At 61.6% G+C, this 23719-nt stretch carries 21 protein-coding genes and 1 pseudogene; 12 read left to right on the top strand and 10 right to left on the bottom strand.

What is annotated here, in order from left to right; all coding sequences use genetic code 11:
• Positions 1–25 precede the first annotated feature (25 nt).
• The 3 genes from R1A29_RS10690 to R1A29_RS10680 are packed head-to-tail and all read right to left on the bottom strand — an operon-like array spanning position 26 to position 2753.
• On the bottom strand, positions 26–895 hold the full coding sequence (locus R1A29_RS10690) for a rhomboid family intramembrane serine protease (RefSeq protein WP_085733061.1): 870 nt from the start codon (positions 893–895) through the stop codon (positions 26–28).
• Entirely contained in the window at positions 892–1866 is a 975-nt protein-coding gene (locus R1A29_RS10685) for a metallophosphoesterase (protein WP_438302029.1), read from the bottom strand. The genes R1A29_RS10690 and R1A29_RS10685 overlap by 4 nt, the downstream gene beginning before the upstream one ends.
• Positions 1863–2753 carry an NAD(+) kinase gene (locus tag R1A29_RS10680; RefSeq protein ID WP_011333623.1) on the bottom strand — a complete coding sequence of 297 codons (891 nt, stop codon included), beginning with the start codon at positions 2751–2753 and terminating at the stop codon, positions 1863–1865. Before R1A29_RS10680 ends, R1A29_RS10685 begins: the two co-directional genes overlap by 4 nt.
• Positions 2754–2866: 113 nt before the next feature.
• On the opposite strand from R1A29_RS10680, the gene R1A29_RS10675 reads away from it, so the two are divergent.
• Entirely contained in the window at positions 2867–3817 is a 951-nt protein-coding gene (locus R1A29_RS10675; protein ID WP_438301421.1) for a DUF1853 family protein, read from the top strand.
• On the opposite strand, the gene R1A29_RS10670 is transcribed toward R1A29_RS10675, so the two are convergent.
• On the bottom strand, positions 3814–5097 hold the full coding sequence (locus tag R1A29_RS10670; protein WP_438301420.1) for an arsenic transporter: 1284 nt from the start codon (positions 5095–5097) through the stop codon (positions 3814–3816). The genes R1A29_RS10675 and R1A29_RS10670 overlap by 4 nt on opposite strands.
• A gap of 100 nt (positions 5098–5197) precedes the next feature.
• A complete protein-coding gene (locus R1A29_RS10665) occupies positions 5198–5755 on the bottom strand; it encodes an NADPH-dependent FMN reductase (protein ID WP_114882292.1) in 558 nt (185 codons plus the stop codon).
• A gap of 185 nt (positions 5756–5940) precedes the next feature.
• Between R1A29_RS10665 and R1A29_RS10660 the strand changes: the two genes are divergently transcribed.
• Together R1A29_RS10660 and R1A29_RS10655 are read left to right on the top strand one after the other, a co-directional pair.
• Entirely contained in the window at positions 5941–6177 is a 237-nt protein-coding gene (locus tag R1A29_RS10660) for a hypothetical protein (RefSeq protein WP_085708590.1), read from the top strand.
• Positions 6178–6262: 85 nt separating this feature from the next.
• Positions 6263–7156: a LysR family transcriptional regulator gene (locus R1A29_RS10655; protein WP_305836186.1), complete on the top strand. Its 894-nt coding sequence runs from the start codon at positions 6263–6265 to the stop codon at positions 7154–7156.
• Here the strand turns inward: R1A29_RS10655 and R1A29_RS10650 are convergent.
• The 3 genes from R1A29_RS10650 to dnaQ all read right to left on the bottom strand — a co-directional run bounded on the left by R1A29_RS10650 (position 7122) and on the right by dnaQ (position 10919).
• Positions 7122–7736: a GNAT family N-acetyltransferase gene (locus R1A29_RS10650; RefSeq protein WP_265814925.1), complete on the bottom strand. Its 615-nt coding sequence runs from the start codon at positions 7734–7736 to the stop codon at positions 7122–7124. The genes R1A29_RS10655 and R1A29_RS10650 overlap by 35 nt on opposite strands.
• A 14-nt stretch (positions 7737–7750) precedes the next feature.
• Complete coding sequence (locus tag R1A29_RS10645; protein ID WP_438301419.1) at positions 7751–10006, bottom strand: Orn/Lys/Arg decarboxylase N-terminal domain-containing protein; 2256 nt, start codon at positions 10004–10006, stop codon at positions 7751–7753.
• Positions 10007–10160: 154 nt separating this feature from the next.
• Positions 10161–10919 (bottom strand): DNA polymerase III subunit epsilon, encoded by a 759-nt coding sequence (gene dnaQ, locus R1A29_RS10640; RefSeq protein WP_085708594.1) that lies wholly within the window; start codon positions 10917–10919, stop codon positions 10161–10163.
• A 188-nt stretch (positions 10920–11107) separates the two neighbouring features.
• Between dnaQ and R1A29_RS10635 the strand changes: the two genes are divergently transcribed.
• Positions 11108–11413, top strand: coding sequence for a DUF2388 domain-containing protein (locus R1A29_RS10635; protein ID WP_438301418.1), 306 nt, complete (start codon positions 11108–11110; stop codon positions 11411–11413).
• On the opposite strand, the gene rnhA is transcribed toward R1A29_RS10635, so the two are convergent.
• Together rnhA and R1A29_RS10625 are read right to left on the bottom strand one after the other, a co-directional pair.
• On the bottom strand, positions 11414–11875 hold the full coding sequence (gene rnhA, locus R1A29_RS10630) for a ribonuclease HI (RefSeq protein WP_039770807.1): 462 nt from the start codon (positions 11873–11875) through the stop codon (positions 11414–11416).
• A 90-nt stretch (positions 11876–11965) separates the two neighbouring features.
• Entirely contained in the window at positions 11966–12724 is a 759-nt protein-coding gene (locus R1A29_RS10625) for a methyltransferase domain-containing protein (protein WP_085708596.1), read from the bottom strand.
• 65 nt (positions 12725–12789) lie between these two features.
• Between R1A29_RS10625 and gloB the strand changes: the two genes are divergently transcribed.
• The 8 genes and pseudogenes from gloB to fabI all read left to right on the top strand — a co-directional run bounded on the left by gloB (position 12790) and on the right by fabI (position 23675).
• A complete protein-coding gene (gloB, locus tag R1A29_RS10620) occupies positions 12790–13557 on the top strand; it encodes a hydroxyacylglutathione hydrolase (protein ID WP_265814930.1) in 768 nt (255 codons plus the stop codon).
• Between the two features lie 99 nt (positions 13558–13656).
• Positions 13657–15123: a transglycosylase SLT domain-containing protein gene (locus R1A29_RS10615; protein WP_438301417.1), complete on the top strand. Its 1467-nt coding sequence runs from the start codon at positions 13657–13659 to the stop codon at positions 15121–15123.
• Between the two features lie 357 nt (positions 15124–15480).
• The gene (locus R1A29_RS10610; protein ID WP_305836180.1) at positions 15481–17313 is read left to right on the top strand and encodes an extracellular solute-binding protein; all 1833 of its coding nucleotides are present in this window, start codon (positions 15481–15483) and stop codon (positions 17311–17313) included.
• Positions 17310–19151 (top strand): extracellular solute-binding protein, encoded by a 1842-nt coding sequence (locus R1A29_RS10605; protein WP_438301416.1) that lies wholly within the window; start codon positions 17310–17312, stop codon positions 19149–19151. The genes R1A29_RS10610 and R1A29_RS10605 overlap by 4 nt, the downstream gene beginning before the upstream one ends.
• A gap of 4 nt (positions 19152–19155) precedes the next feature.
• Entirely contained in the window at positions 19156–20229 is a 1074-nt protein-coding gene (locus tag R1A29_RS10600; protein WP_085708600.1) for a microcin C ABC transporter permease YejB, read from the top strand.
• 1 nt (position 20230) lies between these two features.
• Positions 20231–21249 (top strand): annotated as a pseudogene (locus tag R1A29_RS10595) (ABC transporter permease).
• Between the two features lies 1 nt (position 21250).
• The gene (locus tag R1A29_RS10590; protein ID WP_438301415.1) at positions 21251–22861 is read left to right on the top strand and encodes an ABC transporter ATP-binding protein; all 1611 of its coding nucleotides are present in this window, start codon (positions 21251–21253) and stop codon (positions 22859–22861) included.
• 19 nt (positions 22862–22880) lie between these two features.
• On the top strand, positions 22881–23675 hold the full coding sequence (fabI, locus tag R1A29_RS10585) for an enoyl-ACP reductase FabI (RefSeq protein ID WP_085698845.1): 795 nt from the start codon (positions 22881–22883) through the stop codon (positions 23673–23675).
• Positions 23676–23719: the final 44 nt, after the last annotated feature.

Genomic DNA, 23719 nt, shown 5'->3' with positions numbered 1-23719 from the left:
GTCTCCGTGCTCTTTATTCAAAAATTCAGGCGGCCAGTTTACGGCGGTTGTACAAACCGCCCAACAAACCGGTGAAGCATCCGATGAGTAACCCGCCGACGTGGGCGGCATTGGCAATCTGGCCGAAGCCGATCATCGAGATCAGCCCGGACATGCACACCAGCAACCACACCAGCATCATCACCAGCACGCCGCGGGGCAGACGATAGGCCGGGTTCGGCGCCAGCAGCTGGAAGATCCAGCAGTGACCGAGCAACCCGTAAAGCACGCCGGACAGACCGCCGAACAGGCTCGGGCCGCTCCAGGCAAACTGTGCATAGTTGGAAACGAGGCTGAACAGCAGCGTCAGGCCGATGAGGTTGATACTGCCCTGGCGCGACTCGATGCGCCGCCCCAGTTCCCAGTACCACATGCCGTTCATGGCCAGGTGGAGGATGCCGAAGTGGATCAGCATCGGCGTGAACAGGCGCCACCACTGCCCCGCCGCCAGGCTGTCGGCCAGTGAGGTGAAATGGATGTAGTCGCCGACCACGCGGAAATCGAGGAAGGTCAGCCAGCGCATCGTGTCGAGGTTGTCGCCCAGATACGTCAGGCCGCCGACCAGCAGGCTCAGCAACAGGATGAACCCGGTGGCCTTGGCGTGTTTCAGTTGCTCGGCGAAGCTCGGACGCTTGAAGGTCGGCGCCACCGGAATGTCCAGTTGCTGATCCGGATCACCCGCCGGAAAGCGCTCGTACAGCGAACGCACGTCTTCGCTGATTTCAGAGGGCACCCACAACACCTGCTCGCCCGACTCTTCGCTGACGCGATGTGGCACCTGCATGCGTTGCAGCAGTTTGACGAAACCGCTCAGGTCCGCCGCCAGTGGCAGACGCAATACCGCTACCGCGCTCATCGCAGCACCTCCGGCCGCTCGACATCGACCCAGACAAATTTATGCGGATCCAGGCGGGTTTCCTGATCCAGACGATAAGCCACCAGTTTGCCGTAGAGCACGGCGCTGTAATCCAGGCACGCGAGGTTCGGGCGGATCGGCGCCGGTTTGCCGCTGCGCCAGTAGTGGCCGACGAACAGCAACGGTTCATCGACGCCGTAGCGCAGCAGGGAATTCTTTTCGCTGGAGGTCAGCGGCTTCTGCGCTACCGGCTCCGGCAAGGCGTCGGGCTGGAACACGATGTCGCCGTAGGTCTGCGGGTCGTCCTCCCAGAACTTGGTGCGGAAGAACGAACGCACCAGACCGTCGCCGCTGGTCATGGTCAGGCCATCCGGCAGACGCATGTCGGTGCCCCGCAGCAGGCGATCGAACACCGTGCAGGCAAAACTGCCCGGTACGGCGGAAGCCTGAAGGAAGTGCTCATCGATGCAGCCATCGGGGAACAGCGCGCGCAGTGGCTCGATCAGGCCGGCATCCCAGCAGGCATGCACCAACCGAAAGCGTCCGGCGTCGACAAACAGCGGCAGCTCATAGAACCAGCGCTGGAAATCGTGCCAGTCACCGGGATGGTCTTCGAACTGGGTCAGGGTTTCATGCAGCAAACGGGCGTGGCGCGGCGTGTGCTCGCGCACGAACTGCTTGCCGCTGCCCGGTGGTGCCGGTGTGCTCCAGCCCAGGGCGTTGAATTCGTGGTTGCCCATGATGCACAAGGCCTGGCCGGCCTCGACCATGTCGTGGACGATGTGCAGCGCCTCGCGGATCCGCGGGCCACGGTCGATGATGTCGCCGACGAACACGGCCATGCGCGATGGATGCCGCCAGACCCCGCCCTGCTTGTGGTAACCGAGACGGTCCAGCAGGTGTTCCAGGGTCAGGGCGCATCCGTGCACGTCACCGATCAGGTCATAACTGCGCGCGGGATCGAGCATCAGTCGCCTCCACCACCCAGCTTGCTGCCCCAGCCGAGTTTGGTGCGGCAGACCTCGTAGTAGTTGTGGTCGAGCGGATGGATCAGCCGCAGTTTCTGCGCTTTCTTGCTGACGGTGATGGTGTCGCCCGGCGCGCAGGTGAAGTGGTTCTGCCCGTCGCAGGAGACCTGCGGGTAGATCTGCATATCTTTGGACACGACGATTTTCAGCTCACTGTTGCCATCGACCACGATCGGTCTGCCCGACAAGGTATGGGGGTACATCGGCACAATCACAATAGCGTCGAGCTTGGGATGCATGATCGGGCCGCCAGCGGACAGCGCATACGCGGTGGAACCGGTCGGCGTGGCGACGATCAGGCCGTCGGCCTTCTGGCTGCAGACGAACTGGCCGTCGATGTACAGCTCGAACTCGATCATCCGCGTCGATTTGCCCGGGTGCAGCACCACGTCGTTCAGCGCATCGCCCTGGCCGATGGCCTCGGCGTGACGGCGGACTTCGGCCTGCAGCAGGAAGCGGTTTTCCACCAGATAGTGGCCGTCGAGTACTTCGGCGACCTTGATTTCCAGCTCGTCCGGGCGGATGTCGGTGAGAAAGCCGAGGCTGCCACGGTTGATCCCGAGCACCGGAATGTTGTGTTTGGCCAGCGCCCGGGCCGCACCGAGCAGACTGCCGTCACCGCCGACGACGATGACCATGTCGCAGACTTCGCCGAGCATCTTGCGCGACGAGGTTTGCAGGCCATGGCCGGGCAGGACTTCGGCGATGGTGTCTTCGAGGATCACATGCAGGTGACGATCGAGCAGAAAGCGTTTCAGTCGGCGGACGGTATCCAGCACCTGGGAACTGCCCAGGCGACCGATGATGCCGATATTACGAAATTGCTCCATGGGACTCCTGCTGGGGCTGCGACGGCGAAAACGACGATTATGGGCGAAAGCGCCGGATAGACAAAACCCTTTCAGCCCGAGAGTGCGCCTGCGTTTAAGGCTATGCTCGCAAGATGATCCTATTTCCCGATTTGCTCCAGTTGCCCCATCAGCTGCGCCACCCGGAAGTGCGCGATCTGGCGTGGGTGATCCTCGCCCCGCCGATGCTCGCCGCCACGCCGTGGCCGCAACGCCATCCGCTGGCGGGCAGCGACTGGGTGCATGACCCTGAGCGGCTGGCGCACTGGCTGCACCGGCTCGACCGGGACAGTTATGGTCTGCTGCAATGGCTGTCCCAGGCCCGCACCCGGCGTCTGGGCCTGTATTACGAGCGGCTGTGGCAGTTTGCCGTGGAGCATGCGCCGGGGATCGAACTGATCGCCGCCAACCTGCCGATCCGCCGCGAGGGTCACACCCTCGGCGAACTCGACATGCTGCTTCGCGACCGCGACGGCGTGCATCACCTGGAACTGGCGATCAAGCTCTACCTCGGCCCGCAGAACGGTGACGGCCGCGATCCGGCGCAGTGGCTCGGCCCGGGTTGCCATGATCGACTGGACCGCAAACTGGCCCACCTGAGCGAACACCAGTTACCGATTTCCGCCCGCCCGGAAAGCCGTGAAGCCCTGGCGGCGCTGGATATCGAGTCGTTCAGTGCGCAACTGTGGCTGGGCGGCTATCTGCTGTATCCATGGCCCGGGCATTCCGAATCACCGAGCGGCGCCCATCCGCAGCACTTGCGCGGCAGTTGGTTGCATCAAAAGGACTGGCCGGCGTTTATCGCCCAGCGCCCGGCCGGACGCTGGCAACCCCTGCCCCGCCATGCGTGGCTGGCGCCGGCGCATTACCCTGCGGATCAGGCCTGGAATCACGAGCAGCTGCGGGCCTGGCTCAATGAGCTCGAACCGCTGGCCCCGGCGCAACTGATGGTGCGCCTGACCGAGAATGCCCGGGGCGAATGGGAAGAAGCCGAGCGGCTGTTTCTGGTTTCGGATCTGTGGCCGAACGTGCCCGGGCAGAGTTAGACGCTCAACCGCAGCGCCAGCGCCGCCAATGTCACCAGCAACACCGGTACCGTCAGCACAATCCCCACCTTGAAGTAATAGCCCCAGCCAATCCGGATGTCCTTGCGCTCCAGCACATGCAGCCAGAGCAGAGTCGCCAGACTGCCGATCGGAGTGATCTTCGGCCCAAGGTCGCTGCCGATCACGTTGGCGTAGATCATCGCCTCTTTCACCACACCGGTCGCCTGACTGGCATCGATCGACAGCAAACCGATCAGCACGGTTGGCAGATTGTTCATGATCGACGACAACAACGCGGTCAGCACGCCAGTGCCCATGGCCGCGCCCCACACGCCATACCCGGCAAAGGCATCCAGCCAACCGGCCAGATGATCCGTCAGCCCGGCATTGCGCAGTCCGTAGACCACCAGGTACATGCCCAGGGAGAAAATCACGATCTGCCACGGCGCCTCTTTCATCACCTTGCGCGTGGAAATCTTGTGCCCGCGAGCGGCTATACCCAGCAACAACGCCGCGCAAACCGCCGAGATCGCACTGATCGGAATCCCCAGCGGTTCCAGGGCGAAACAGCCCACCAGCAGAATCAGCAACACCGCCCAACCGGCGTAGAAAGTGGCCTTGTCGTGGATCGCCGTCTCCGGGTGCTCAAGCTGTTCAGGGTCGTAGTCTTTCGGAATGTCGCGGCGAAAGAACCACAACAACACCGCCAGCGTGGCCGCGACGCTGACGAAGTTGACCGGCACCATCACCGCCGCATAACGATTGAAACCAATGTGAAAGAAGTCGGCCGAAACGATGTTGACCAGGTTCGACACCACCAGCGGCAGGCTCGCGGTATCGGCGATAAACCCCGCGCCCATGACGAACGCCAAAGTCGCCGCCGGCGAAAAGCGCAGGGCCAGCAGCATGGAAATCACGATGGGCGTGAGGATCAGCGCCGCGCCGTCATTGGCGAACAAGGCCGATACCAGCGCACCGAGCAATACCATGAAGGCGAACAGCTTGCGCCCGCTGCCCCGCCCCCATCGCGCCACATGCAACGCGGCCCAGGCAAAGAACCCCGCTTCGTCGAGCAACAGGCTGATGATGATCAGCGCCACAAAAGTACCGGTGGCGTTCCAGATGATCTGCCACACCAGCGGAATATCGCTCAGGTGCACCACGCCAAAAAGCAGCGCGACAATGGCGCCGAGCGTTGCACTCCAGCCGACCCCGAGGCCTTTGGGTTGCCAGATCACCAGGGTAATGGTCAGCAGGAAAATCAGTGACGCAGCGAGCATTCGCGACAGCCTTCAATAAAAGGGGAAAGAATCAGACCACAAAAAAACCTGTGGGAGCCAGCTCCCACAGGTTCGTTATGTTGTCAGAAAAATCAGTGGATCACTTTTTGTGCTGCGCTACCCACTCGCCATAGGCATTGATGAAGCTCTGCAGGAACGGCTTGACCGACTCGTTCAGCTTGCCCGACTCATCGAACGCCGTACCGGCGCCGCCCAGGTAGGCTTCCGGTTGCTGCATGCACGGCACGTTGAGGAAAACGAACGACTGGCGCAAATGCTGGTTGGCGCCGAAACCGCCGATGGCACCCGGCGAAACGCTGATCACCGCGCCCGGTTTGCCGCCCCAGACACTCTTGCCATAAGGCCGCGAGCCGACGTCAATGGCGTTCTTCAAGGGTGCCGGCACAGAACGGTTGTACTCCGGGGTGACAAACAGCACCGCGTCGGATGACGCCACTTTTTGCCGAAAAGTGCTGTAGGCTGCCGGCGGTGAATCGCCGTCGATGTCTTCGTTATAGAGTGGCAGATCGCCAATTTCCACAATGTTCAGCTTGAGGTTGGCCGGTGCCAGTTCCGCCAGCGCCAGCGCGACCTTGCGATTGATCGATGCTTTACGCAGGCTGCCGACCACTACCGCGACGTTATAGACATTGCTCATGGGAAGACTCTCGACTGTCCGTGGGAGGAGCCTGTAGTTATAGATGATCCAACGACGATTCCACCAGACGACGAGGGATATTTCCCACGTCCGGATTATTTTTTTCCTGTAGGAAAACTTACCAAGCTCGATGACGGTCTACCAAGCCGCAAATCAAGCGTTTTATCTCCAGAGGTTCTAAGCAGATGGCAGCAGTACTCGTCGGTCAGTTCCATGCAAGAGATGCGGAAGGCCGCGTTTATTCCGTGCATGAGTTCCAGGAATCCAACCCGTCGGCAGACGGTTTCACCGGCATGGAGCCTGTTACCACCTACAAACTGGCCATTGGCGACCGGGTCAATAAAATCGACGACAACGAATTCCTGCTGGTTCAGTCAGGCATCACGTTGATTCGCGAACCCGAGCCGACTGTCGCTTCATAACCGATTGTTATGAGCAGAAGTCATCCGCGCCGAGTTGGGGTAGGATTCAGCCACTGACCCCAACGGCCGGACATGGACTTCACGCATGCGTTTACGTCATATCGAGGTGATACAGGCGCTTTTACAGACGGGTCACGTGGGCACCGCCGCCGAATGGCTGCAATTGCCGGCGGGCGATGTCGAGGAGCGACTGCGCGAAGCCGAGAGTCAGTTGGGTTTCATGCTGTTCGCCAGCGTGCGCGGGCGGCTTCAGGCCACCGCCGAAGCCCGTGCGCTGCAAGTCGAAATCGCCCACATCTATGACGCGCTGGAACCGGTGCAACGGCTGGCCAGCAGTCTCAAGCAATACCTCGCCCCGCCCCTTCGAATCATCGGCACCCCGCCGCTGGCCCAGCAATTGTTGCCGCAAAGCCTTGCCGCATTGCGCCGACGCCTGCCGGACGTGCCCTGCACGCTGCTCAGTGAACCCACCCGTCACATCGTTCGCAGTCTGTTGCTGCGTGAAAGCGATCTGGGACTGAGCCTGCACGATCCCGAACATCCCGATATCCATTGCCAGCCGCTGGCCCAAGGCAAGCTGCAACTGCTCGCGCCTCACGGCTGGCTGCAACCGAAGCAGAAGTACATTTCGCTGCAGGACCTGGCCGGTCAGGCAATGGTCGGCCTCGAAGGCCAGGACCCGCTGAGTCCGGCGCTGGAGCACAAACTCCAGGCCCTGCGCCCGGCACCGAGCATCCACACCCGGGTGCAGACCCATCAGATGATGCGCAGCATGGTCGAGGCCGGCGAAGGCCTGGCCATCGTCGACCCGTTCACAGCACTGGGTGCCCGGGCCGGTGGAATCGATACTTGCCCGTTGTCACCGGCGGTGCCGATCAGCCTCTATGCACTGACCTTCAAGCACGCGCCGCCGACATCGGCAGTCCAGACATTGCTGGGTATCGTTACGGAACAAGCCGAGGCGATGCTGGCGAGCTGATCGGGTTTTCCAGCGGATTATCGAACAATCGATACCAGAACAACGCCACCTCGGCGGTGTTCGGATCAATGCCGCGATAACGCAGATGGTCGATGCCACCAATCACATAACCGCAACGCTCATACAGGCGGCAGGCACCGAGGTTGTTGTTCTGGGTTTCGAGCATGATCCCCGGCAGTTTTTTCTTGCGACTCCAGAACTGTGCGACGTCCAGCAACGCTTTCGCCACACCATGGCGTCGTGCCGGCGCATGCACCGCCAGCTCATCGATATGGGCAAAACCGTTCCAGTTGGTGCTGATTACCAGATGCCCCACCGGCTGGTCTTCCAGATACGCCATGAAAATCGCACTGTCGGCGGCATCGCGAAAACTGCTGAACTCCTCGGGATCAATGCCGTAGCACTTGCGGTACGGCACGATGGGCGTCACACCCCACTGCGCGACGGACTTGCCGATTTCGGCGGCGCCATAGGCGGCGACCTCGAAGCTGAAATCACTGCCCCAGATATAAGCGGCAAAGCCGTCGTCGGCAACGCGCACTGACAGCCCGGGGTATTTTGGATTCATGACCGGTTGCATACTGGGAAACGCCCTCATTCCTTGACGCAATCGACGGTGTAGTGCCGTCCATTGCCCTCGTCTTCGTGTTGCAGTCCGTGCACATCGACCACGAAACCCGGAAAACTCGCATCGAACGTGCGGGCAAACTTCAGGTAATCGATGATCGACCGGGTGGATTCGGTAAAACGCTCGCCGGGCATGATCAACGGGATCCCCGGCGGATAAGGCACCAGCATCACCGCCGCGACCCGCCCCTCCAGCTCATCGATCGGCACCGCCTCGACTTCGCCGCGCACCAGTTGATCGTAGGCGTGGGCCGGTTTCATGGCGATTTCCGGCAACACGGTGTACATGCGTTTGAGGTGTCTGGCGGTGGCATTGCTGCGATAGCAGGCGTGGAGCTGATCGCACAGGTCGCGCAGCCCCATGCCGCGATAACGCGCCGGGTCTTCCTGGGCGACACACTTCAGGCAGGTGTCGAGGCTGACGTTGGCGTCGTAGCTGCGCTTGAACTCCAAAAGCTCGGTCAGCAGCGTGCTCCATTTGCCCTTGGTGATGCCCATGGAGAACAGCACCAGGAACGAATACAGCCCGGTTTTCTCCACCACTAGTCCGCGCTCCCAGAGGAAACGACTGACCACCGCCGCCGGAATCCCCTTGTCGCTCAACGCGCCGCCAGCGGTCAGGCCGGGCATCACCAGAGTGACCTTGATCGGGTCGAGCAGCACATAGTCGTCGCTGACCTCGCCGAAACCGTGCCAGTCCGCCTCGGGCTTCAGCAGCCAGTCTTCGGTCTGCACCCGGTCGATGCCCTCGACACCCGGCGGCTGCCAGATCGAGAACCACCAGTCATTGGCGTCGATGTGCCCACGCAGATTGGCCAACGCCCGGCGAAAGCTCAGGGCCTCGTCGAAGGTTTCCTGCAACAGCGAACGCCCGGCCGGGCCTTCCATCATGGCCGAGGCCACGTCCAGCGACGCAATGATGCTGTACTGCGGCGATGTCGAGATGTGCATCATGAATGCTTCGTTGAACCGGTCGCGATCCAGCTGCCGCGCGCCGCCGTCCTGCACATGAATCATCGAAGCCTGGCTGAACGCTGCCAACAGTTTGTGGGTGGAATGGGTGGTAAACACCAGCGGACTGTCGGCACTGCGCGAGGTGGCCATGCCGTAGCGTCCAGCAAAGAATTCGTGAAATGCCGCGTAGGCGTACCAGGCTTCGTCGAAATGCAGGACTTCGACGCTGTTGCCCAGGCTTTGCTTGATCAGTTCGGCGTTGTAACAGAGGCCGTCGTAAGTAGAGTTGGTCACCACGGCGAGTTTGACTTTCGGCTCGCGGCCCTTGGTCAACGGGCTCGCATCAATCTTGGCCTGGATCGATTCGCGGCTGAATTCGTTTAACGGAATCGGGCCGATGATCCCCAGCTCGTTACGCTCCGGGCACAGGTACAGCGGAATCGCGCCGGTCATGATGATCGCGTGCAACACCGACTTGTGGCAGTTGCGATCCACCAGCACCAGATCATCGCGCCCGACCATCGAATGCCAGACGATTTTGTTGGCGGTCGAGGTGCCATTGATCACGAAAAAGGTGTGATCGGCGCCGAAATTGCGCGCAGCCCTTGCTTCTGCCTCGGCCAAAGGGCCGGTGTGATCGAGCAGCGAACCCAGCTCCGGCACCGATACCGACAAGTCCGAGCGCAGAGTGTTTTCCCCAAAGAACTGGTGAAATGCCTGCCCCACTGGGCTCTTGTGATACGCCACCCCGCCGCCATGCCCCGGGGTGTGCCAGGAATAATTGGAGTCGGCAGTGTGCTGCACCAAGGCCTTGAAGAACGGCGGCAACAACCCGTCCAGATACTTGCGCGCCGCCCGTGCGACCTGCCGGGCCAGAAACGGCACGGTGTCTTCGAACAGGTAAAGAATGCCGCGCAACTGATTCAATTCGGCCATGGCATCGGCCGGAGCGTTTTCCAGGGTGACCTGCTCACCCAGCGCGAAAATCGGCAGATCCGGCGCCCGCACCCGGGCCAGACCGATCAGTTCGGCCATGTTCTGTAACAAATGGGAATTGGTGCTGGCGTCTTCGGCGGCAATCAACATGCACGCCAGACCATGGTGGGTCGACGCCACCAGCCGGCCCTCGGTGTAGTCCGTGGCCGAAACGATGCTGAAACCTTCCTGCTCGAGTTCACGGGCGATGCCGCGAATGCGTTCGCCGGCAACCGTGTCGGCCTTGATGTCGCGGTGGACGATCAACACCGGGAACTTCAGATCTTTGTACATGGGGCTCAGTGTCCTGAGGCGGCGGAGAGTGATCTGCCAATGTCCTCAGGGTAGAGGGTCGGAGCGGATGTGGCGAGGGTGGCCAGTTGTCAGTACTGCCAAAAACAAAGGATCGTCCGGACGCAGCCTGCGCCTTCGGACGATCCTTTTATCTTCAAGCCTGGGCTTCGGCTTCCAGCAGCTGAGTCCACAGCGCCGGTGCACCAGCGGATTTGGCGATGATTTCCAGACGCACCTGGTGCTCGGCCAGTTCGGCTTCGGTGGCGCGAATGATCCGCCCCGGCTTGCGATCCGCCGGCAGACGACGGATTTCAGTGGCGGAGTTGTCCGCGCCTTCGCCCGTGCCGTTACCGTCGGAAGCGTTGCCGGCCAGCGAGAGGCTGGTCTGGCCACCGGTCATGGTCAGGTAGACGTCGGCGAGAATCTCCGAGTCGAGCAAAGCGCCGTGCAGCTCACGGCCGGAGTTGTCGACGCCGTAGCGTTTGCACAGGGCATCGAGGCTGTTGCGCTGACCCGGGTGACGTTCCCGGGCCATCATCAGGGTGTCGAGGATCGTGCAATGCTGCGTGATGTCCGCGCGATCCTGCTGGCCCATCAGGGCGAATTCGTTGTTGATGAAGCCAACGTCGAACGCCGCGTTATGGATGATCAGTTGGGCGCCGTTGATGAACTCGAAGAACTCATCGGCCACTTCGGCGAAACGCGGTTTGCCGACGAGGAATTCGTTGGTGATGCCGTGGACGCCGATCGCGCCTTCATCACTTTCGCGATCCGGTTGCAGGTAGACGTGAAAGTGCCGCCCCGTCAGGCGCCGACCGATCAGCTCGACGCAACCGATTTCAATGATCCGGTGACCATCGGTCACCGGCATGCCGGTGGTTTCGGTATCGAGTACAACGGATCTGGTGGCCATCAGTGTTCAGCTCTCAACGGGTCAATCGTGCAAAAGCGGCGATGTTAACACGCCGGTGGCGCGAGTCGCGCACCGCCGGGTGATCGGCGCTCATGCAGTTTTTAACAATCATTAGCAATGTTCATAAAGTCTGGGGCAAACCGGCTTGTTAGCGTGCGCGGCCTGTTTCTCACGGACTCGAACACCTCATGAAGACTGCACGGTTTTTATTGCTCGGCGGCTGCTTGCTGATGACTGAAGCGCACGCCACCAGTTTTGTCATCAGCACTGACATCACCCTGAGCCTGACGCTCAGCTCCAGCAAAGGCACCAGCGGTTCGTTCAAGGACGACAAGCTCGTGCTGGCCGCCAAGGACGATGCGGCGGCGTTCGTGGCCAGCGACGGGGACATTCGGGGCGCCCGGATGGAAGCGGCGTTCAAGCGGATTCGCAGCCTGTTGCCAGAACTGTCCGCCACCGACCAGCAACTGGCCAAGGCCATTCTGATGCTCTGATCAGTCCTGCTTGTAGCCGCGCACTTCATCCACGCCACGGTTGGCCAACTGGTCGGCCCGTTCGTTGCCGTGGTGGCCGATGTGGCCGCGAACCCATTTCCAGGTGACCTTGTGGCGGTTGACCTGCTCGTCCAGCTCTTTCCACAGGTCGGCATTTTTTACTGGCTCCTTGGCAGCGGTTTTCCAGCCGCGCTTCTTCCAGTTGGCCATCCACTCATTGATGCCTTTCATCACGTATTGCGAGTCGGTCACCAGCAGCACTTCGCACGGACGCTTGAGGGCTTCGAGGCCGCGAATCGCGCCGAGCAGCTCCATGCGGTTGTTGGTGGTGTTGGCTTCGCCGCCCCACAGTTCCTTTTCGACGCCCTTGCACACCAGCAAGGCGCCCCAGCCGCCGGGGCCGGGGTTGCCCTTGCAGGCGCCGTCAGTGAACAGTTCTACGCTATCGACGCTTTCGCTCATGCCAATCTATCCAGAAAAATGCCTGGCCCCGCCGATCACGGATCGACAACGGCCCGGGCCGGGACAAACCCGGCCACAATAAAAGAAGGTTTACGGTTCGATGCGGCGACGATTGACCTTGGCCATCGGCAGCGGGATCAGCTTGCCCATCGGCTCGCGGCGTTCCTGACGCACTGGACGCAGGCCGACCACGATCTTGCGTGCAACCAACAGATAGAAGCCGCCGCCCGCCAGTTGCCAGTCGCCGGCCTTGCGTTCCCAGCCGGCCAGACGGGCCTGCCACTTGGGTGACGCGAGCGGCGGACGATAGCACCCGAAGCGGCGTTTCTCCAGCGCGAAGCCCAGCAGATTGAGCCAGTCGGCGACCCGCGACGGCGAGATGCAGCGCGCCTGATGCAGCGCATCGTGAGCAAACACATGGCGCAGGCCCCAGGTGCTCCAGGGATTGATCCCGACAATCAACAGATGCCCGCCGGGGCGCACGCTGCTGGCCGCTTCACGCAGCAGGCCATGGGGCGACAGGCAGAAATCCAGACCGTGCTGCAACACCACCACGTCGGCGGCGTGTTCACTCAACGGCCAGGCCTGCTCTTCGCAGACGATCTCGACGCCGGGCAATGGCGCACCGAGCCGCACGTTGCGCTGCACCTGCGGCGCCGACGGCGGTGTTTCGGCGGACGGCCCGTAATGCACCAGATAGCCGCCGAAGAACCGGCCGAGCTCGTCTTCGAGCATGCGCCGCTCCTCGTCCAGCAGAAATTGCCCGAGGGGACCGGACAGCCATTCACGGGCCGCCCCGATCAGGGCCAGCCAGTCAGGATCGGCCTGAGCGAACGCTTTATCGATCATTGCATTCTCCAACACGCCAGGAACCTCTAAGATGCGCCAATGTTACCCGCTTGGCGAATCCGAAGATGATACAGATCAGTGCCCTGCCCGCCTTCACCGACAACTACATCTGGTTGTTACAGGATCATGCCACCCAGCGTTGCGCGGTGGTCGATCCGGGAGATGCCGCCCCCGTGCAGGCGTGGCTTGCCGCGCATCCGGGCTGGGTGCTGGGCGATATTCTGATCACTCATCATCACCATGATCATGTCGGCGGCGTCGAGACGCTTAAAAAGGCTACGGGCGCGACTGTCTACGGTCCGGCCAGCGAAAGCATTCCGGGACGGGACGTCGCGCTCAAGGACAACGACCAGGTTCGCGTGCTCGGCTGGGATTTCGATGTCTACGCCGTTCCCGGTCACACCCTGGGGCACATCGCCTATTACCACCACGGCCTGCTGTTCTGCGGCGACACCCTGTTCGCCGCCGGTTGCGGCCGGTTGTTCGAAGGCACGCCGGAGCAGATGCACCATTCGCTCGGTCGTCTGGCGGCCCTGCCGGAAGACACGCTGGTCTACTGCACCCACGAATACACCCTGAGCAACCTGAAATTCGCCGCTGCGGTGGAGCCGGGCAACCCGGACATTGCCGCCCGTCTGGAAAAAGTCAGCCAGCAACGGCAGAACGGGGTCATGACCCTGCCCTCGACCATTGCCCTGGAAAAGCTCACAAATCCGTTTCTGCGTACCAGTGAAACATTAGTTACACAAAAAGTGGACGAACGGAATGGCGCTCAAAACCGGGCGCCGAGTGAGGTTTTTGCGGCTCTGCGGGCTTGGAAAGATAAGTTCTAAGCCGTTCACCACTTGGTACAAAAACGCTGAATGGTTGACCGCAGGGGGTGCGCTTTCTAGAATCGCCCGACATTTTTGCCCGGAACTTACTTCCAGCCAATGTCGTCATCCATACGTAAGTCCGTCAATTCAGACGCATTGACCCGCCTGGCGCAAGCCATCGCGGTGGCTGTGTCCGCCACACTGGCGGGCTGTTCCAGCCATGCTCCGCAGACTGAAGCGACCCATACGCCGAACATTGCTGCGCGAGCCAAGCAGAAGCCCATCTGGTTGTCCGAAAAGCCCAGCCCGCAGGTGCCTCAGGACATCTGGGAACGCATGCGCGGCGGTTTTCAGCTTCAGGAAGGTCTGGGCGTAAACCCGCGCATCGAGCAACAGCGCCTGTGGTTCGCCAGTAACCCTTCCTTTCTCGAGAACGCCGGCGAGCGCGGCAGCCTCTACATTCATTACATCGTCGAACGCCTCGAAGAACGCAACATGCCGCTGGAACTGGCCCTGCTGCCAGTGATTGAAAGCGCCTACAACCCGATGGCCTATTCCCGGGCCGACGCGGTGGGGCTCTGGCAATTCATCCCTTCCACCGGGCGTTACTACAACCTGCGCCAGACCCGTTTCTACGATGGCCGTCGCGACATCACCGCCTCGACCACTGCAGCGATGGATTACCTGACCCGCCTGCACGACATGTTCAACGGCGACTGGCTGCTGGCCCTGGCGGCCTACAATGCCGGCGAAGGCACGGTCAGCCGCGCCATCGAACGCAACGAAAAGCTCGGCCTGCCAACCGACTACTGGAACCTGCCGCTGCCGGCGGAAACCCAGGCGTACGTACCGAAACTGCTGGCGCTGTCGCAAGTGGTGCTGTCGCCGGAAGCCTACGGGGTCAACCTCAACCCGATCGCCAACGAGCCTTACTTCCGGGTCGTCGAAATCAACCAGCGCATGGACCTGTCCAAGGTCGCCGCCGTGGCCAACATCGACGAAGACGAGCTGTTCCAGCTCAACCCGGCGTTCAAGCAGCGCACCACCATCGACGGGCCGCAGCACCTGCTGGTGCCGACCTCGAAGGCCCAACTGCTGACCGCCAGCCTGCAGACCATGCGCCCTGAAGAACTGATCAGCCCTCGTTCGCTGAAACCGGTCTTCGAAGGCGCCGACCCGACCGAAGTCGCGAAGCTCAAGCGTGCGTACCGGGTCAAACGCGGCGACAACCTCGGCTCCATCGCCAAGGCCAACAAGGTCGACGTCAAGGACCTGCAACGCTGGAACAAGCTGACCGGCAAGAACCTCAAGGTCGGCCAGACCCTGGTCATGCAGGACACCACCAAACGCACCCCGGCCGGCAAGACCGGCGGGCGCATCAACACCGTGATCGCGGCCAACAGCAAGGCCAAAGCCAAGGACGACAGCAAGCAGCAGACCCAATACAAGGTCCAGCGCGGCGACACGCTGTACGTGGTGGCCAAGCGTTTCAACGTCGAGATGCAGCATCTCAAGCGCTGGAACCCGGGCGCCGGCAAGGCGCTCAAGCCTGGGCAGATGCTCACGGTCTACCAGCCGCACTGACAAAGAGCCCCTGAAATTCAGGGGCTTTTTTTCGTCTGTCGTCAGGCTTGATTCTGTCGCTGCCACCAAAATCTTACCCCCTCATCGGAACGCCGCCCGCCCAGCCCTCTCCCCCAAGGGGAGAGGGGGAAAGGGAGCCGATTGGGGGCTTTTCGGAATCTGAGTCCAACTCGATATTTCAGGTCGGTGTAGCTTGAAAGAACACCTAGGTCAGTCCCCTCTCCCTCCGGGAGAGGGCTAGGGTGAGGGGAACCTGGCCCAGTCGATTAACCCCACATTAACCTCTGTCTTTTTCCTGTCCATACAAGCTGTTACTGTACGGCCCACAAAGCCCAAGCCGCCTGGATCGGATCTGACTTGAAGCGTCCCCTCCTCCTGCTCCTGATCAGCCTGGCCTTGAGCTCCCCCGTCAGCGCCACGATCACCGAAAGCCACGGTTATGCGCAGTTCGGCACGCTCAAGTACCCGGCCAGATTTACCCACTTCGACTGGGTCAACCCGCAAGCGCCCAAGGGCGGCACCTTGCGGGTGATGGCGTTTGGCACCTTCGATACGCTCAATCCTTACACCTTCAAGGGCACCAGCCCGGTCACCACCCCGAATTTCCTGCAGTACGGCATCAACGAGCTGAACGAGCCGCTGATGGTCGGCACCGGCCAGTATTCGCCGTCCGGCGACGAGCCGGCCTCCAGCTATGGCCTGATCGCCCAGTCGGTGGAATACAGCGAAGACCGCAGCTGGGTGGTGTTCAACCTGCGCCCGGAAGCGCGCTTCCACGATGGCACGCCGATCACCGCCTACGACGTGGCGTTCTCCTATCGGACGCTGCTCAAGGAAGGTCATCCGCTGTACCGCACGGCGCTTCAAGAAGTGTCGCGGGTCGACATCCTCAACCCGCAGCGCATCCGCTTCATCATGAAGCGCTCGGGCAATCCGCTGCTGATCCTGCGCCTGGGCGAGTTGCCGGTGCTGCCCCAGCATTACTGGAAGGGCCGTGACTTCAAGGCCACCACCTTCGAGCCGCCGCTCGGCAGCGGGCCTTATCGCATCACTTCGGTGACACCCGGGCGGCAGCTGATTTTCGAACGGGTCAAGGATTACTGGGGCAAGGACTTGCCGGTCAATCGCGGCAAATACAACTTCGATCGCATGGAAGTCGAGTTCTACCGCGACAGCGACGTGGCCTTCGAAGCCTTCAAGGCCGGCGAGTTCGACATCTATATCGAGCATCAGGCGAAGAACTGGGCCAATGGCTACAACTTCCCGGCCGTGCGTCGTGGCGACGTGATCAAGGCGCAGATCCCGCACCAGATCCCGACCCAGAGCCAGGGCCTGTTCATGAACACCCGGCGAGCCACCTTCTCGGACGTGAAAACCCGCGAAGCGTTAGGCCTGATGTTCGACTTCGAGTGGACCAACCGCGCGCTGTTCAGCGATGCCTACCAGCGCACCACCAGCTATTACCCGAACAGCGAATTCAGCGCCAGCGGTCTGCCCGTCGGCCACGAATGGCTGATGCTCAAGCCGTACAAGGATCAACTGCCGGCCCGGCTGTTCACCGAGCCGTTCACGCTGCCGCAGACCGACGGACGCGGCATTCCCCGGGAAACCATGCGCAAGGCCCTGGCGCTGCTGGCCGAGGCCGGCTGGAAGCTCAATGGCCAGCGCCTGCAGAACGCCGCCGGCCAACCGCTGAGTTTCGAACTGCTGCTGGTCAATCCGAACCTTGAGCGGATCCTCCAGCCGTACATCGAGAACCTCAACAGCATCGGCATCGATGCGCGCCTGCGCACGGTGGATCGCGCGCAATACAAGCAGCGCCTGGATCAGTTCGACTTCGACATGATCCTCATGACCCTCAATCAGACCCTCAGCCCGGGACTGGAACAGTGGCAGTACTTCCACTCCAGCCAGGTCGGGGTCAAGGGCAGCAAGAATTACGCGGGCATCGCCAACCCGGTGGTCGATCATCTGCTCGAGCAACTGCTCGCCGCCCGCACCCGCGATGAACAGGTCGCCGCCGGCAAGGCGCTGGACCGCGTGCTGCTCTGGCAGCACTACAGCATTCCCAACTGGTACCTCAATTATCACCGCCTGGCGTACCGCAACCGGTTCGCCTTCGTCACCACGCCGCCCTACACCCTGGGCCTGAGCGCGTGGTGGCTGAAATCTTCGGAGAAAGGTCAATGAACGCTGTTCGCACCCTGCTCGTGCAGGCTTGCGGCCTGTTGTTCGCCGGGCTGGCCTGCGCCGCCCCGCAACACGCCGTGACCCTGTACAACGAGCCGCCGAAATACCCCGCCGATTTCAAGCATTTCGATTACGTCGACCCCAATGCGCCCAAGGGCGGGGTTTTCCGCCAGGCCGGTTTCGGCGGTTTCGACAGCCTCAACCCGTTCATCAGCAAGGGCGTGCCGGCGGACGATGTCGGGCAGATCTACGACACCCTGACCCGGCACAGCCTCGACGAACCCTTCACCGAGTACGGCCTGATCGCCGGCAAGATCGAAAAGGCCCCGGACAACAGCTGGGTGCGCTTCTACCTGCGCCCCGAAGCGCGCTTCCATGACGGTCACCCGGTGCGCGCCGAAGACGTGGTGTTCAGCTTCGAGACCCTGACCAAAGAAGGCTCGCCGATGTTCCGCGGCTACTACAGCGACGTCGAAGAAGCCGTCGCCGAAGACCCGCTGACGGTGCTGTTCAAGTTCAAGCACAACAACAATCGCGAGCTGCCGCTGATCCTTGGCCAGTTGCCGGTGCTGCCGAAACACTGGTGGGCCAGTCGCGATTTCAACAAGGGCAATCTGGAAATCCCGCTGGGCAGCGGCCCGTACAAGGTCGCCGAAGTGAAGGCCGGACGCTCGGTACGTTACGAGCGGGTCAAGGATTACTGGGGCAAGGACCTGCCGGTCAATCGCGGTTTCTACAATTTCGATGTGATGACCACCGACTACTTCCGCGACAACACCGTCGCCCTGGAAGCGCTGAAGGCCGGGCAGTTCGACTACTGGCTGGAAATGACCGCGAAGAACTGGGCCAACGCCTACAACATCCCGGCCGTCACCGAGGGCCGACTGGTCAAGGAACTGATCCCCAACGGCAACCCGACCGGCATGCAGGGCTTCGTCTTCAACCTGCGCCGTCCGGTGTTCCAGGACGTTCGTGTGCGTCAGGCACTGGGTCTGTTGCTCGACTTCGAATGGACCAACAAGCAACTGTTCAACAGCGCCTACGTGCGTACGCGCAGCTACTTCGAAAACTCGGAAATGGCCGCCACCGGCCTGCCGGACGCCGATCAACTGGCGATCCTCGACCCGTTCCGGCGCCAGCTCCCGGCGCAGGTGTTCAGCGAAGCCTTCGAAAACCCCAAGACCGACGCCAGCGGCATGATCCGCCTGCAGCAACGTGAAGCCTATCAACTGCTGCAAGAGGCCGGCTGGAAGATCGTCGACGACAAAATGGTCGACACCACCGGCAAACCGGTGGTCATCGAGTTCCTGCTGGCCCAGACCGAATTCGAACGGGTGCTGCTGCCGTTCAAGCGCAATCTCGCCGACCTGGGTATCGATCTGGTGATCCGCCGCGTCGACGTCTCGCAGTACGTCAACCGTGTGCGTTCGCGGGACTTCGACATGATCGTCGGCAGTTTCCCGCAATCCAACTCGCCGGGTAACGAACAACGGGAGTTCTGGATGAGCGCCGCCGCCGACAAACCGAGCAGCCGCAACTCCATGGGCCTGAAAGACCCGATCGTCGATCAACTGGTCGAGAGCCTGATCAACGCCGACTCGCGCAAAAGCCTGGTGGCCCACGCCCGGGCGCTGGACCGCGTGCTGCAATGGGGTTACTACGTGATCCCCAACTGGCACATCAAGACCTGGCGCGTAGCTTACTGGAACCACATCGGCCATCCGAAAGTCTCCCCCAAATACGACATCGGCATTAATACCTGGTGGGTCAAGCCCGACACGAAACCTGCGGTAGAAGTGCAAACCCAACTGCAAGCCGACCCTGTGGGCACGGAGTAATCAGATGCTGGCGTACATTTTTCGGCGACTGCTGCTGATCATCCCGACCCTGTTCGGCATTCTGCTGATCAACTTCGTGATCATCCAGGCCGCGCCCGGCGGGCCGGTGGAGCAGATGATCGCCAAGCTCGAAGGCTTCGAAGGCGCCACCAGTCGCATCGCCGGCGGCGGTGCCGAAGTGTCGGTGGCCGGCTCCGCCTATCGCGGCGCGCAAGGCCTGGACCCGGCGCTGATCAAGGAAATCGAGCACATGTACGGTTTCGACAAGTCGGCGCCGGAACGGCTGTGGATCATGGTCAAGAACTACGCGCGGCTGGATTTCGGTGACAGCTTTTTCCGCGACGCCAAGGTCATCGACCTGATCAAGGAAAAGATGCCGGTATCGATCTCCCTCGGGCTGTGGAGCACGCTGATCATGTACCTGGTGTCGATCCCGCTGGGGATCGCCAAGGCCACGCGGCACGGCAGTCACTTCGACGTCTGGACCAGTTCGGCAATCATCGTCGGTTATGCGATCCCCGCGTTCCTGTTCGCCATCCTGCTGATCGTGGTGTTTGCCGGCGGCAGTTATCTGGACTGGTTTCCTTTACGCGGTCTGACGTCAAACAACTTTGACGAGCTGAGCCTGGGCGGCAAGGTTCTCGACTACTTCTGGCACCTGGCGCTGCCGGTAACGGCGCTGGTGATCGGCAACTTCGCGACCATGACCCTGCTGACCAAAAACAGCTTCCTCGACGAAATCAACAAACAGTACGTGGTCACCGCCAAAGCCAAGGGCCTGACCCGCCATCGCGTGCTCTACGGCCATGTATTCCGCAACGCGATGCTGCTGGTGATTGCCGGATTCCCGTCGGCATTCATTGGCATCTTCTTCACCGGCTCCCTGCTGGTGGAGGTGATCTTCTCCCTCGACGGCCTCGGCCTGATGAGTTTCGAAGCGGCGATCAACCGCGATTACCCGGTGGTGTTCGGCACCCTGTTCATCTTCACCCTCCTGGGGCTGGTGGTGAAACTGATCGGCGACCTCACCTACACCCTGGTCGATCCGCGCATCGACTTCGCCAGCCGGGAGCATTGAGATGAACCTGTCCCCGCTCAACCGCCGGCGCTTCGAACTGTTCAAGGCCAACAAGCGTGGCTGGTGGTCGCTGTGGCTGTTCCTGATCCTGTTCGGCCTGAGCCTCGGCGCCGAACTGATCGCCAACGACAAGCCGCTGGTGGTGCACTACGACAACAACTGGTACTTCCCGGCGATCAAGCGTTACCCGGAAACCACCTTCGGCGGCGAATTCCCCCGGAGGCCAACTACAAGAGCCCGTACATCCAGGAACTGCTCAAGGCCAAGGACGCGTGGGTGTTGTGGGCGCCGATTCCGTTCAGTTACCAGAGCATCAACTACGACCTGAAAGTCCCGGCCCCTGCCCCGCCCTCGACGGTGAACCTGCTGGGCACCGACGATCAGGGCCGCGATGTGCTGGCGCGGGTGATCTACGGCTTCCGTATTTCCGTGCTGTTCGCCCTGACCCTGACCGTGCTCAGCTCGATCATCGGCGTAATTGCCGGGGCCTTGCAGGGCTTCTATGGTGGCTGGGTGGATCTGGCCGGCCAGCGTTTTCTGGAGATCTGGTCGGGCTTGCCGGTGCTGTACCTGCTGATCATTCTCGCCAGTTTCGTCCAGCCGAATTTCTGGTGGCTGCTGGGGATCATGCTGCTGTTCTCGTGGATGAGCCTGGTGGACGTGGTGCGCGCCGAGTTCCTGCGCGGGCGCAACCTCGAATACGTGCGTGCGGCCCGGGCGCTGGGGATGCAGAACGGCGCGATCATGTTCCGCCACATCCTGCCCAACGCCATGGTTTCGACCATGACCTACATGCCGTTCATCCTGACCGGCGCCATCGGCACCCTCACCGCACTGGACTTCCTCGGTTTCGGCTTGCCGGCCGGCAGTCCGTCGCTGGGTGAACTGGTGGCCCAGGGCAAATCCAACCTGCAGGCGCCGTGGCTGGGCATGAGCGCGTTTGCGGTGCTGGCGCTGATGCTGAGTTTGCTGGTGTTTATCGGCGAGTCCGCTCGCGATGCCTTCGACCCGAGGAAGTGAAATGAATCAGGACAATCTGATCGAAATCCGCGACCTCGCCGTCGAATTCGGCACGGGCGATCGCGCCCATCGGGTGGTGGAACGTGTGAGCTTCGACATCAAGCGTGGCGAGACTCTGGCGCTGGTGGGCGAATCCGGCTCGGGCAAGTCGGTGACTGCGCACTCGATCCTGCGCCTGCTGCCCTACCCGCTGGCCCGCCATCCGGCCGGCAGCATCACTTATTCCGGGCAGAACCTGCTGGAACTGAGCGAAAAGACCATCCGTCACATCCGTGGCAACCGGATCGCGATGATCTTTCAGGAGCCGATGACCTCGCTCAATCCGCTGCATTCCATCGAAAAGCAGATCAACGAGATCCTCGGCATCCACAAAGGCCTGACCGGCAAGGTCGCGACCAAGCGCACGCTGGAACTGCTGGAAATGGTCGGCATCCCCGAGCCGCACAAACGCCTCAAGGCCCTGCCCCACGAGTTGTCCGGCGGCCAGCGCCAGCGGGTGATGATCGCCATGGCCCTGGCCAACGAGCCGGAACTGCTGATCGCCGACGAGCCGACCACCGCGCTGGACGTGACCGTTCAGCTGAAAATCCTCGACCTGCTCAAGGAATTGCAGGCTCGATTGGGCATGGCGCTGCTACTGATCAGTCACGATTTGAACCTGGTGCGAAGAATTGCGCATCGCGTATGTGTCATGCAGCGCGGTTGCATCGTCGAACAGGCATCGTGCGCAGAGCTGTTCCGTTCTCCGCAGCATCCGTACACTCGGGAGCTGCTGGCGGCGGAGCCCAGCGGAGGCCCGGCGAGCAATAAAATCGGCGCGCCGCTGTTGCAGGTCGAGGACTTGAAAGTCTGGTTCCCGATCAAGAAAGGCCTGCTCAAACGCACGGTGGATCACGTCAAGGCAGTGGACGGCATCAATTTCAGCCTGCCTCAGGGTCAGACCCTGGGGATCGTGGGGGAAAGCGGTTCCGGCAAATCCACCCTCGGTCTGGCGATTTTGCGGCTCATCGGCAGCAAAGGCGCAATCCGTTTTGAAGGCAAGCAGCTAGACTGCCTGACGCAGAACGAGGTTCGCCCGTTGCGTCGGGAGATGCAGGTGGTGTTTCAGGACCCGTTCGGCAGCCTGAGCCCGCGGATGTGCGTGAGCGACATCGTTGGCGAAGGCCTGCGGATCCACAAGATGGGCACCGCCTCCGAGCAGGAAGCGGCGATTATTGCGGCATTGAAGGAGGTAGGTCTGGATCCGGAAACCCGGCACCGCTACCCCCACGAATTTTCCGGTGGGCAGCGGCAGCGTATCGCCATTGCCCGGGCTTTGGTGCTCAAACCGGCGCTGATCCTTCTGGACGAGCCGACTTCGGCCCTCGACCGGACGGTGCAGCGGCAAGTGGTGGAGCTGTTGCGTTCACTGCAAGCCAAGTACAACCTGACGTATTTGTTCATCAGCCATGATCTGGCTGTTGTGAAAGCGCTGAGCCACCAGTTGATGGTGGTCAAGCATGGCCAAGTGGTCGAACAGGGAGACGCGCAAAGTATTTTTGCCGCCCCCCAACATCCGTATACACAGCAGTTGCTGGAAGCCGCTTTTCTGGCACCAGCCACTGCGCAATAACCTGAAAGAGGAGCAACACATGGGTTTTCTCGCCGGTAAGCGCGTACTGATCGTCGGTGTCGCCAGCAAGCTGTCCATCGCATCCGGCATCGCTGCCGCCATGCATCGCGAGGGCGCTGAGCTTGCCTTCACTTATCAGAACGAAAAACTGAAAGGTCGCGTTGAAGAGTTCGCACAGGGCTGGGGCTCGAGCCCTGAGCTGTGCTTCCCGTGCGACGTGGCCAGCGATGAAGAAATCGCCAAGGTCTTCGAAGAACTGAGCAAGAAGTGGGACGGCCTGGACTGCATCGTGCACTCCGTGGGCTTCGCACCGGGTGACCAGCTGGACGGCGACTTCACCGAAGTCACCACCCGTGAAGGCTACCGCATCTCCCACGACATCAGCGCCTACAGCTTCGTCGCTCTGGCCAAGGCCGGTCGCGAAATGATGAAAGGCCGCAACGGCAGCCTGCTGACCCTGTCCTACCTGGGCGCCGAGCGCACCATGCCGAACTACAACGTCATGGGCATGGCCAAGGCTTCGCTGGAAGCCGGCGTACGTTACCTGGCCGGCTCCCTGGGCCCGGAAGGCACTCGCGTCAACTGCGTATCGGCCGGCCCGATCCGCACCCTGGCCGCTTCCGGCATCAAGAGCTTCCGCAAGATGCTGGCCGCCAACGAAGCGCAGACCCCTCTGCGTCGCAACGTCACCATCGAAGAAGTCGGCAACGTCGGCGCCTTCCTGTGCTCGGACCTGGCGTCCGGCATCAGCGGTGAAATCACCTACGTGGACGGCGGCTTCAACACCACCGCCATGGGCAACATCGAAGAGTAATCTTCGCGCTGCCGATAAAAAAGCCCGCCAATTGGCGGGCTTTT

The organism is Pseudomonas sp. NMS19W, assembly GCF_051554255.1.
In the GTDB taxonomy this organism is placed as follows: Bacteria; Pseudomonadota; Gammaproteobacteria; order Pseudomonadales; family Pseudomonadaceae; genus Aquipseudomonas; species Aquipseudomonas kribbensis.
Note: the sequence above shows the minus strand (reverse complement) of the source record. Positions and strands in the feature narration are given on the sequence as shown.